12 protein-coding genes are annotated in these 11,926 nt (G+C 41.7%); 3 read left to right on the top strand and 9 right to left on the bottom strand.

All coding sequences use genetic code 11. From position 1 onward, the window contains the following. From AB5916_RS05285 to AB5916_RS05270, 4 genes are all read right to left on the bottom strand, one after another. Positions 1–333: ATP-binding cassette domain-containing protein (locus AB5916_RS05285; protein WP_368189604.1), on the bottom strand; the 333-nt coding region annotated here is incomplete at its 3' end. Between the two features lie 64 nt (positions 334–397). Beyond that, the gene (locus AB5916_RS05280; protein ID WP_368189603.1) at positions 398–1,369 is read right to left on the bottom strand and encodes an ABC transporter permease; all 972 of its coding nucleotides are present in this window, start codon (positions 1,367–1,369) and stop codon (positions 398–400) included. A gap of 237 nt (positions 1,370–1,606) precedes the next feature. Continuing rightward, a complete protein-coding gene (locus AB5916_RS05275) occupies positions 1,607–2,587 on the bottom strand; it encodes a sugar ABC transporter substrate-binding protein (RefSeq protein WP_158422458.1) in 981 nt (326 codons plus the stop codon). A gap of 98 nt (positions 2,588–2,685) precedes the next feature. Beyond that, positions 2,686–3,624: a 1-phosphofructokinase family hexose kinase gene (locus AB5916_RS05270; RefSeq protein ID WP_368189601.1), complete on the bottom strand. Its 939-nt coding sequence runs from the start codon at positions 3,622–3,624 to the stop codon at positions 2,686–2,688. A 787-nt stretch (positions 3,625–4,411) separates the two neighbouring features. Here AB5916_RS05270 and AB5916_RS05265 point away from each other — a divergent pair. The 3 genes from AB5916_RS05265 to AB5916_RS05255 all read left to right on the top strand — a co-directional run bounded on the left by AB5916_RS05265 (position 4,412) and on the right by AB5916_RS05255 (position 6,961). Further along, positions 4,412–4,807, top strand: a complete 396-nt coding sequence (locus AB5916_RS05265) for a VOC family protein (RefSeq protein WP_173727158.1) — start codon at positions 4,412–4,414, stop codon at positions 4,805–4,807. A 34-nt stretch (positions 4,808–4,841) separates the two neighbouring features. After that, positions 4,842–5,906: a LacI family DNA-binding transcriptional regulator gene (locus AB5916_RS05260; RefSeq protein WP_173727159.1), complete on the top strand. Its 1,065-nt coding sequence runs from the start codon at positions 4,842–4,844 to the stop codon at positions 5,904–5,906. Positions 5,907–6,091: 185 nt separating this feature from the next. Further along, the gene (locus AB5916_RS05255; RefSeq protein ID WP_368189599.1) at positions 6,092–6,961 is read left to right on the top strand and encodes a hypothetical protein; all 870 of its coding nucleotides are present in this window, start codon (positions 6,092–6,094) and stop codon (positions 6,959–6,961) included. Positions 6,962–7,152: 191 nt separating this feature from the next. On the opposite strand, the gene udp is transcribed toward AB5916_RS05255, so the two are convergent. The 5 genes from udp to AB5916_RS05230 form a co-directional block, all read right to left on the bottom strand. Continuing rightward, positions 7,153–7,932, bottom strand: coding sequence for a uridine phosphorylase (udp, locus tag AB5916_RS05250; protein WP_368189597.1), 780 nt, complete (start codon positions 7,930–7,932; stop codon positions 7,153–7,155). Between the two features lie 246 nt (positions 7,933–8,178). Then, a complete protein-coding gene (locus tag AB5916_RS05245) occupies positions 8,179–8,742 on the bottom strand; it encodes an RpiB/LacA/LacB family sugar-phosphate isomerase (protein ID WP_158422452.1) in 564 nt (187 codons plus the stop codon). A 735-nt stretch (positions 8,743–9,477) separates the two neighbouring features. Then, positions 9,478–10,131, bottom strand: a complete 654-nt coding sequence (locus tag AB5916_RS05240; protein ID WP_158421925.1) for a GDSL-type esterase/lipase family protein — start codon at positions 10,129–10,131, stop codon at positions 9,478–9,480. A 209-nt stretch (positions 10,132–10,340) separates the two neighbouring features. Then, positions 10,341–11,447, bottom strand: a complete 1,107-nt coding sequence (locus tag AB5916_RS05235; protein WP_158421924.1) for a HigA family addiction module antitoxin — start codon at positions 11,445–11,447, stop codon at positions 10,341–10,343. A 124-nt stretch (positions 11,448–11,571) separates the two neighbouring features. Further along, a complete protein-coding gene (locus tag AB5916_RS05230; RefSeq protein WP_368189596.1) occupies positions 11,572–11,802 on the bottom strand; it encodes a hypothetical protein in 231 nt (76 codons plus the stop codon). Between the last annotated feature and the right edge of the window lie 124 nt (positions 11,803–11,926).

Genomic DNA, 11,926 nt, shown 5'->3' with positions numbered 1-11,926 from the left:
ATATACGGTCAGGTTGGTAAAAAGGTTCAACTCCTGATGCACAAATGCAATACCTGCTGCCTTTGACACCTTTGGATTTGTAGGCTCAAATTCTTTTCCTTCCAGATAGATCTTTCCACCGTCTCTTTGATGAATACCTCCAAGCACATTCATAAGAGTTGATTTTCCGGCACCATTTTCACCTACCAGACCCAGGATCTCACCTTTTTTCAATGCGATCGTAATATCCTTCAGAACCTGAACCGAAGCAAAAGACTTGGTAACATGTTCCATCTGTAAAATAATATCCCGTTTTTCAGTCAACTTCTTCACTTCCTCTCTCTGATCTTGCATTACCGGATCCTGTAATCCATACTCTCTTTTCTCTTTCAGATTTTGGATTGTGGGATCCTGTAATTTATGCTCTCTCTTTTCTCTTTCTGAATACTTCGATTGCTGCCGCAAACAGAATGATCAGACCTTTGATCATTGTAATGATAAAATAAGGTGTATTTAAAAGATTCAGAGCAATATTGATCAGAATAATCAATACGGCACCAAGTACTGTGTTCGGAATCTTTCCTGAACCACCTGCCGGGCTTGTACCACCTACGATGATACTTCCCATAATGTCATTGAAAAGTGTGGCTCCATAACTGGATGCACCAGACTGCATCTGGCCCATCATAATGATTCCGGCTACTGCGGAGCAAAGACCGCTAAGGATAAAGATCCAGAAAATGGTTTTCTTTACCGGGATACCGGAGATCAGGGCTGCCTTCGGATTAGTTCCTACAGAGTATAATCTGCGTCCATAAAGGGTACGGCTGCAGATAATATGACTGATCAGCATTACTGCCAATGCAAGGATAAATACGTTAGGAATAATCCCGAAAAGTGTACCGCCGCCAAAATCAGCAAAGGAATCCGGGAGACCGCCTATTGTCTTTCCGCTTGAATAGATAACCGCAATACCTGTACCGATCAGCTGTGTAGCCATGGTTGCAATAAAAGAAGGCATCTTAAATACGGTAACTGCTATACCATTGACGATTCCAAATACAGCTCCAAGAGCCAGCATTGCAAGAAGTGCTACAGGGATCGCATACCATTTGCCAGCCAGATATCCGCTTGTCTCGCTCATGATGGAGGCACCGACCACACTGCTCAGTGCGATGATAGAAGTACTGGAGAAGTCCACGCCTCCATTAAGCACTGCAAAGTGTACGCCGCATGCTACAGTAAGCAAAACACATGACTGGCTGAGAATATTCTTGAAATTGTTCATGGTGGCAAAATTGGGAACTGCAATCATTGCCACGATCAGGAAGGCCAAAATGAACCAGATGATCGCATCCACTGAACTAAAAACCTTTTTTAACTGTTTCATATTCCAACCTCTCTATCCGTTTTCTCAGGTTTTTAAACCTTATCCTCGTACATCCGCCCACGGCTTTTCGGCCGTAGATCAGACCGTTTCTTTTCAGCCACGGCCGGGAAGCCGTAAGCGAATGTTATCCATCTTCACCTTGATCTAAGATGAATATTGGGCAGATATTATATCTGCCCAAATTCGTCACTTATGCCTCTCTGCCATCAGGCAAGGCATATCCTCTTAATAAAAGAATCAATATCCCTCGAATCCAAGCTCGTCTACGTTATCAGCTGTTACTTCAAATCCTGGGTCTGTCATGGAATCAACTTCTTCGCCCTTAACTGCTGCTACTGCTGCCTCGATGCAAAGTTTAGCCTGGTTTGTAGCATCCTGTACGGAAACAACATCTACATAACCTTCTTTGATCGCATCAACAGCATCTTTAGCACCGTCAAATGTAACCAGAGTTACATGGCCTTCTTCGCCGACCTTTTTATATTTGTCAAGCTGCTGCAGTCCGGAAATGATAGATGGAAGCAGTGCGTCTGACGGGCTGAAAATCATGTTAATATCCGGGTTTTCCTCAAATGCACTTAAGATACCGGCAAGAGCAAGCTCACCTTTCCACTCTGTAGCAACTTCAGAAACAACATCAAATACGTCCGGGTTCTCATCTGCAACTGCATTGAAACCATTATCACGAGCGATTGCATTTGCATCTGTAAGACTTCCTACCAGTTTGATCACTTTATATTTTGTTCCGTCTTTTTTTGCTTTTTCCAAGATGTACTCAAGCTCTCTCTGAACCATTGCCTCATTGTCAGATGTAACTGTACCAACAACCTCTGCGCCTTCACCAGCAGCTCTGTTTGCCATAACAACCGGAACGCCTGCTTCATTACACTTCTTAATAGCAGCCACAACTGCCTCGCCATCTGCAGGAGCGATTACGATAGCGTCTGCTCCACCGGAGATCAGATTCTCGATCTGCTGATTCTGTTTCTGTGTATCATTCTCAGCAATAACTTCTGTGTATTTAACACCCATCTCATCGCAGGTTGCATGCATTGTTGACTGATACTCTGCCCACATCTGGGACTCGATTGCGCACATGGAAATACCAATTGTGATATCCTCGTTGCTCTTCTCCTCAGCAGATGCTGCAACAGTTCCAAATACCATGCTTGCTGTTAATGCTGCTGCCATTAATGCACTAAATACTCTTTTCTTCATAAATCCACCTTCTCCTTTTCTTGTTGCGTTGTCGCATTGTTATTTATAAAAAGAACTTTTGCTACGCCCTTATCCCCGGCCGTTGCCCCCCGTTCTCTTTATTCCATTTTTTCAAGCTGTACCTGGTCTTTTAATTCCATGGCACGGTTCAGATCATATCCCACTGTCAGGTCTGACTCTGCAGTTGCAGCTGAGATCGCTGTTGCCAGCTTTAAGATCTCCGGAAATTCCATTCCTTTTTCAAAGCCATATACAAGGCCGCTTAAATATGCATCCCCGCATCCGATGGTGTTGATCACATCAACCTTCAAAGGATGCACCTTGTAGATCTCTCCCTGATATTTCACAATGGAGCCCTTACTGCCTCTTGAAACTGCCACACAGGAAATTCCTTTTTCCGAAATCAGCTGAATACCTTCCAGTACTTCTTCGTCGGTAGATACAGGCTTGCCCATGATCTGTGAAAGCTCATCCTCGTTTGGCTTTACAAGAAATGGTTTTCTCTCAAGTCCCCGGATCAGATTCTCCGAGCTTGTATCAAGAAATACCCGAATATGCTTGCCTCTTCTTATCAGTTCATCTACTACTTCATTGTAGATGAAAGGAATCTCTGTATTGGAAGCATCTCCCGATAACACCAGTACATCATCATCATCCATGGTATCCATCATATGATCGATCAGCTGTCTGCATATCTTTTCAGGAACCGTCTTCCCTTTCTCAGTGATCAAAGTACAAATATGATTGTCTTCGATCAGTGCGTAATTGGTACGGGATTCACCCTCATCAAAGTGTAAAAACGCTACATCTACACCGCCGTCGGAAAGTATTTGCTCAATCCTTTTTCCTGTCTGTCCATATCCGATACCGTATGCTCGGTTACTGCATCCTAAGATACTTAAATTCACAGACACGTGAGTTCCCTTACCACCAAGCACTTCCTCTATGCGCTGGATCCTGTTGGTGTTATCTCTATGTAATTCCGGTATAAAAAGCAATTTGTCTACTGCCGGATTAATGGTCAACGTACAGATCATAAATCTACCTCTCTTTTTCCTTTTGTTGTTGTCTTATTTGTGGGTTGTCCTCACTATAACACGCTTATTTGGAAAAAGCAATATCTTTTTGTGGTTTTACCACATTTTATTTTGTATTTTATGACCTTTTTACACAAAGTTGGTTTTTGACCATTTCAAACGGCTATTTTCATGGTTTTTGTTTGTTTTGTTATGCGTTTTCGTTTACGCATTTTGAATATACCACATATTATACATGATGTCAATTGGATTTTTTGGATATTGTAATTATTTTGGTCATGTGGTATGATTATTTTATTCAAAACAGCAAATATTTTTATTTTTTACAATTTGACGTATTTGCAAAATTACTGTTTTGATTTGTGTATTTTCCACATTCTTTTTGAAAAGTAACTTTTTTTGAGATGACAGTTATTTTGTTGCAGTGACAGTTATATTGCAGTGACAATGTCATGCAGCACATTACATACTTGTAGGATTTATATCAACTGGGAGATGACTCCCACCTCTATAGGTGGTGAGAAACAAGCTAGTATCAGTGGTGGGAGTCAATCCCCCAGCTGATATAGCCTCCGGCAGGATTGCAGAGGTGCGCAGTAGAAGTATGTCATGCAATTGCATGACGCGCACCTCGCAGCAAGAATGCCGAGGCATTCTTGAATCCGGATTTCTCAGGAAATACTTGGATATACCTTACATGTATGGTATAATTTCAAAAAATAGTCTTCTAAAAGACATCGGAAATTCAAGCGCTACTATGACTTTTTATTATGAGGAGGATTCAGAAATGATTAAAGCAATGGACCATGTTACCATCAATATTAAAGACGTAGAAGCAACGCTTCATTTTTACGGAGAGATCCTTGGGCTTCAGGCTCTTCCTTCTGTAGATATGGGGGATCATTTCCTTCGTTATTTTGCCCTTCCGTCAGGTGGCAAGCTGGAACTGATCCAGTATTATTATGACGTTCCCCAATTAGATGTAGAAGCTACCAATAAGGGATGTGCCCGTCATCTTGCCTTTGAGGTAGAAGACATCCGTGCTCTGGAGAAAAAGCTTACTGATGCCGGCTTTGTATTCCATGTACCTGTTTCTTACGTTAAAAATCTTGATTTTACAGGCGGCCTTACCAAAGACCCTAATGGCTTTGAGCTGGAATTTCTCCAGTATGGAGAGCACTGATGCCAATTGTTAAACATAACAAAGGACCAATCGTATGTCACAGATTACACTAAAACAAATAGCAGAGCGTGCCGGCACATCTGTAGGCACTGTGGATCGTGCCCTGAATAACCGTGGACGCATCAGCCCTTCTACTAAAGAAAAAATAATAAAAATCGCTGATGAAATGGGTTATCAGCCCAACAAGATCGCCAGTGCTTTAAGCCGCAGCAAATGCCTTCGCATTGCAGTGATCTACGCCAAATATCCGGCATACTTTGTAGATGAATTTACTGCAGGACTAAAAAAAGCCATTGAACATTTTACCCATTACAAGATCGAGATCATTACATACAGGTGCAATGCCCTGGATCCCCAATCGCAGATCGAAGTGATCAAAGATATTGACTTTTCCAATATTGATGGTTTCTCATTGAATGCCAGTGGGCAGGAGCTTGCCCCTTACATCAACCGGATATCAGACATGGGGATACCAGTAGTCACCTTTAACTCTGATATACCCGGCACCAAGCGCCTGTTCCATGTGGGAATGGATCCATTTATGGCCGGACGTGTATCCTTTAATCTGATGGCCAAAATGCTTCAGGGCAAAGGAAAGATCCTGGCCATGCCAGGCTTTCATTCTGTGCTTTCCCATGAAGAACGGATCAAAGGTTTCCTGGAAGCGGCCAGAGATTATCCTAACATTCAGGTGATCCCCGGCGGTGAATACAAAGACCGTGATGATCTTGCTATTGATCTGGTACAAAAAGCTCTGGCAAAACACCAGGATATTGCCGGGATTTATACAGTCAGCTCCCCGGGCGTGATCGGTGCCGGCAAATACTTAAGTCAGCTTCCAAAGGAGTCCCGGCCAATTGCTGTAGGTTATGACACCAGCCAGGATATGAAGCAGCTGATGGAAAAGGATGCCTGCACGTTTGTGGTATATCAGAATCCTGCAGCCCAGATTTATTATTCCATCGTTTATCTGGTGGAATACGTTCTGTTCGGTACGCTTCCTTCCCAGGAGCTTAATTTCCTGCCTCCGCAGATCGTTGTCCGTGAAAACATTGAATATTATCTGGAAGGGGATAATAAGTTTATTTTCGTTAATTAATATAATGATTACAATGTCAAAAGGTCTGATCCCACCTGTGCTTACACAAGGGTGGAATCAGATCTTTTTCATATGTGCCTGGTGCCATCCTGTAAATTGCAGATTACAGCTTCTACTCCTGTGATTCTATAATGTAGTCGAAACTATATATTTATTCTATTTTTTACCAGAAGCGGAGGTTCACTATGAAAAAGGTAAAACATATTTTTTCAACGGCTGCATTATTATTCACACTTGGTCTTTGTGTACTGTTTGCAAGCCCTGTCCAGGCCAAGTCCAACCCGACCAAAGTATCACTGCAGCCAGGCAGGATTTATCGACGGTACGATATTACAGGGAATGGCAAACGTGACAAGATCCAGATCAAGACAACACCTACCACCGACAGCGACGGAAGCATCTCAGATTTTTCCATTTATGTAAATGGCAAAAAGGCTTACACATTAAACTCAATCCGCAATTTCTACAAAGAGGATGTATGTGCCCAGCTTTATACATTAAGTAACGGAAAGCCTTTCCTTTATCTGTATGTAGCATTTGAGAACGGAGACGGACCGGTATGCGGGATCTTTCAGTACAAAGGACGCAGGCTGAATGAGATCATTGATTTCCAGGAAACCCTGGAGACCTATGGCTATCATCAGATGGGCTATGTTACCGGAGTTTCAGGCAATCGTTTGTATGTTTCCCAGGAACTTAATTCTTACTCACTGGGTCTTAATTCTATTCGGTTTGTCTACAAATATTCCAGAGGTACTCTTGTGCCAGCCAGCAAATATGGTTCATACACCAGTATCTATACCTTAAACGGCAGATCCAGATATCTGACTGCAAACCGTGATATCCCGGTATATACTACCGCCTATGCAAATGCCTCCCTGAAATTCAATATTCTTAAAGGAGACCGGGTACGCATCAATAAATGTGCACTGATCAAAGGCAAAATGTATATTCAGATTTCTTCTAAGGGAATGACCGGGTGGATCCTTCCGGCAACCTCTTATCCGGAAACTGCAGAGTATCAGCAGTTCACTGAAACCCAATACGCAGGATGATTCTGTAAAGAATATGTCAGCTTACGCTGACCAGAATTACGCGCCAAGTCTCGCGACTGCTCGACTTGAATATTCTGTTTATGCAGCAGGGGCCATACAGCTGTTTTATATGCAGCTGCATGGCCCCTGTTTCGTTTCTATGATTTTATTTTCATTGTAACTGTTCCGTATCCTCACCGTTACGATTGTTATTATCTACTATTCTTATCTTTCAGGATCAGGTTACGGATTCCCTCCACAGCTGTTCGTACAGCCATATCCGTATCATGCACAACCGGATTCTCCAGACCCAGCCGTTCTCTTTCCTGGTTAGCGATCACCAGAAAGCAGGCTCCGGTCCTTACCCGCAGGCAGCTTCCTACAATAAAAAGTGCTGCTGATTCCATTTCCGAGGCAAGGCACCCCAATCGTTTCCAGGCTTCCCATTTGTTCAGAAGCTGATAGCTTACCGGCTTCACTTCCGGCTCATGCTGTCCGTAAAAGGAATCTTTGCTTTGCACAATGCCTGTATGATAAACATATCCGGCCTTCTCGGCAGCCTCTGCCAGTGCATTGGTCACTCCCAGATCTGGTACGGCCGGATATTCAATAGGCGCATATTCCCTGCTTGTCCCTTCCATACGCACAGAACCTGTAGCGATCACAATATCACCGCTTTTTATTTCCGGCTGCATACCTCCGCAAGTACCAATCCGCACAAAGGTATCTGCCCCGCATCGGTACAGTTCTTCCACAGCAATGGCTGTAGATGGACCACCGATCCCAGTGGATGTTACACTGACTTTTTCTCCTTCCAGCGTTCCTGTATATGTTACAAATTCCCTGTTGTCAGCAATCCGTACAGGATCCTGAAAATACTGTGCGATCTTTTCACATCTGCCCGGATCTCCTGGCAGGATCACATATTTTCCCACTTCCCCAGGTGCTACCTGAATATGATACAGCCGGTTATCTTCTGAATAATTCTTCATAGCATGCCCTCCTAATTTGCAAGAAGCCCTCAGAGCTGCAGCTCTGGGGGCTTTCGTTTATCATGGAATCTCATAACTTTTCTTAACTGTTATTATCATATGCCAGAACCGGCAAAGTGTCAACCAAAAAAGTGTTTTTTAACGTGTATTCTATGAACCAAAAATGTCTTTTAAGCGTGTATTCTATAAATCAAATAAGTGTTTTTTAGCGTCTATTCCTGTTCCTGGCATTTAATAATTCCCTGCTTATTTCTCAGGTCTATCCGGAAGGATAACCTCTCCAAGATGCTTTAATTCAAAACCGTTTTTCTTGAACTCTTCATAGTCAAAAGCTTCCAGCTCATCATATGCAAGTTTATGGAACTCATAGAAATTCGGCCAGTCTTCATAGCCATCACCCAGATTGTGCTCCAGGAATGCATCTGCAATCTCAATACCCATCTGATGAGCAACATAATGGCCACCCATAGCAATAACATTACAGTTATTACCTGTGATACATCTAAGTGCTGCAGGAACACTTTCTACAACTGCTGCGTGTACATGCGGGCATTTGCTTGCTGCGATATGGATACCCATACCTGTTCCGCAGAAGATCATAGCTCTCTCAAATTCTCCCTCAGCAATCTTTGCTCCAACCTTTAATCCGATTCTGTGGAACATCTCCGGATTCTCTTCATCTGCAGAGCGAACACCGATGTCGGTAACTGTCCATCCTTTTTTCTTAAGGTGGGCAACAACTGCCTCTTTTAACTCAAATCCTGCAAAATCTGCTGCAACCAAAACCTGTTTGTCTTTTACTGTTTTCATGATCCTTCTCCTTTTTCACCCCAAAATATAAAAAGCGTTATCGTTTACGCTTTTATTATACTGTATTTTTGTGGAAAAAGCAAGTTATTTATGTGTTTTTTACATATTATTTTGGTATTTTTATCCAGAGGAGTATCGAACGACCACGTGTCGAAAAGATACGTCCACATAAAGTTTATATTATTTCAAATTTGTTCCAATTTACTCTATTTTATGCTATACTATAAGAGCTGTCGTACCTCCAGCAGAAAGGAGGGAAATGCCCATGGATGAACTTCTCACAACTTTTCTTGTTTCCGTTTTAGCAGGCGTAGTTAGCTACTACATATGCAAATGGCTGGACGGAGAGCAATAGACAGCAACAGCCTAAACGGATTAGCTCACCGTAACGAGCAAGAAAGCCCCCAGAGTTGGCCGCTCTGGGGGCTTTCGTTTTGCTACATGGAATCTCACAACTTTCCTTAGCTGTTATTATCATATGCCAGAACAGGCAAAATGTCAACTAAATAATTACTATCATGTGAAGCTTCTGTAACAGTCGCTACTGTTTAGAATCAATTGTATCTTAATAATCCGGATATCTAAGTTTGCAGATGCCTTTTTGCTGGATGATGTATCTTCATTCAGTTTCCTGGACTTTTCGCAGATACATTTTTCTCTGCCAATGTATCTTCATTAAGCTCCCTGGGATTTTCTTTGAAATTGCTTCTGCCATTAAGCTATAATCTTTCTTAGTCAAATCCCTATCTCCAGGATTTTCTTTGATATTGCCTCTGCCATTAAGCTATGATCTTTCTTAGTAAGATGCATATAATCAATTGTATTCGGTCCATCTGTGGCGATCTGATTGGCATCCAGGTATTCACAGCCGGTTAGTTCTGCCACAGCTTTGTATTCTGCAGCCAACGCCTGAGTCTTTTCGGCACATCCTCTGCCCATGGAGGCGGTAAATGGACTGTCAATATAACGTGCGTCCATATTCTGAGGCGTGATAAGCAGGATATTAGGCTTTCCATCTGCCCAGCAGTCCTTTACAGACTGGGCTTTCTGGATCAGACGTTTCATGCCAAGTGCAATGCATGCCGCATTTGACCCGAACCGTTCCTTAGCATCATTCGTCCCCAGCATAATGATCAGAAGACTGACCGGTTCATGAGTCATCAGACAGGTATACATATGTGTCAGTCCGCAAAGCCCCTCTTCCAAAGGATCCTCAAAGCTGGTGGTCCTGCCGCTTAATCCTTCCTCGATCACCAGGTAATCCTCCCCCAGGTGCTTCTGAAGCAGGCAGGTCCAGCGTTCATTTTCATTAAATCTGCCCAGACCTCCTTCTACCGGAAAATAGCCGTGTGTGTTAGAATCCCCAAAGCATACAATATGTTTTTTCATCTCAAGTACCTCCCATTCTATCTTTCTCATAAAAATTTTAGAATTTCATTGTATCCAGAATTACTTCTGTCTTATATATATAACCATGTATGCACTATTTGCATAGAAACAAGTTTTCTTTTATATTTGGTGATATTTCTACATGTTAACACATCCATACACAAAAGTCAGAAAAGAATTATAAACACATCAAAATCAAAAGATCAACTTTACCCAATCATATATTTGATTTTCATCTTGTTCAGCACTGTATGATATGACAGCAAATGATCCTGTTGCAGCCTTCCAACCACAATCCCTGGCAAGATATTGATTTTTTCAGCGAAACATTGAATCACTTCTTCTGTAAAACCTTTGGGATTCTGTTCTATAAATTCTTTATAATCCATTTCAGGGATTAATATATTTTGCGAAAAGGTATTTGCTTCCCTCTCCAGTCGTTGAATCAACTCACCTGCTTCAAGATCGTTTCTGTTTTTTTCACTTACCAGAAGCACCTTGATCCTCTGTTGTAAAACATGACCTAACTCGTGAAACAATGCAAACCAGAAAACATCCGCATATTTTCTTCTGTCGTTCAAGGCTAAAATGACCTTATCTTTTCCCAGCCACTTGACAGCTCCATCTATCCCACAATTTTTAAGATTTGGAAGCAGAACGAGTGCTACCCCACACTCTGCCAGAAGCTCCTTTAACTGTGGACAAAAAACCTTTGGCTCCTGTACTGTCATCTTTCTGATCTGTGGAATCGCTTCTGTAAGTCTGTTCTTGTTAAAAGGAGCGCTTTCCATTTGCATTCCCATATTGATTGCAGTCTGCACCCACGCATTTGCATTTATTACATTAACATCTGTCACCTCAGATACACTGGTCTTATATTGTACAAGAAAGTCTCTCTGACCAAGAACTTTAAGTGAAGAAACTTTTAAATATCTTTGAAGCTCCTGAACCTTTTCTTCTGCACTTCGCGTAGACTTCACTACCCCTAATTCCATCCAGAATTTATATTCTATCTGTCGGATCAAATTACACTCTTCATCTATTTTTCTTTGTCTTTCGATTTCCAGTTTTTTTTCAATATAATTCTGATTCAGATTTAGCCACATTTTCACAGATGTTCCACATACGATCGATAGTCTTAATGCCATTTCGTCGGATAATGGAGTTCTTCCATTTACCAAATCGCTCACATACTTTGGTGTGGTTTGAAGACGTTTTGCCATTTCTTCCTGCGTAATCCCTTGCTCTTCGATATAATCTTTCACATAATAACCAGGATGAAATGCGATCAGCGCCTGATATTCCACTTTATTCATAATGATTTGACACCTCCCATGCAATAATTATTTCTGTTGCTTTATAAATAACATTTATATCTTTCTCTTTCCATTCTTTCCCATCCGCATCCAGTGGTATAATAACCAGACGATAACCAGATCTTCATCCAGCCACATCTAACGCATGCATTCCTTCTTTATCTCCATGAAGCGGATGTAAATGATATATCTGTATTTCTGATATATCACAAAGATTTTCTGCACTTTCAAGCAAATTTATGAGTGCATGAAGTTTTTCTGCTACAATTGCAGGTAATTCTTGCTTAGCTTTTTTTATATCTTTACAAATTTTTTCGGTCTTTTTATCATGATATAGAATTACTATTTCGTGCACCTCTCTTATTTTTATTACCCAAAAAGTAATTTTTTATATTTTACCATGGTATGCCTGCTAATACAAGATACTATTCCAATAATATTACACTTTTCTTAGCTTTTTTCAAAAAAAACACCCCCAG

Origin of the sequence: Blautia sp. 1033sp1_1033st1_G9_1033SCRN_220408 (assembly GCF_040929965.1) — a bacterium.
Lineage (GTDB): Bacteria > Bacillota > Clostridia > Lachnospirales > Lachnospiraceae > Blautia_A > Blautia_A ammoniilytica.
This window is presented reverse-complemented; position numbering and strand designations above follow the sequence as displayed.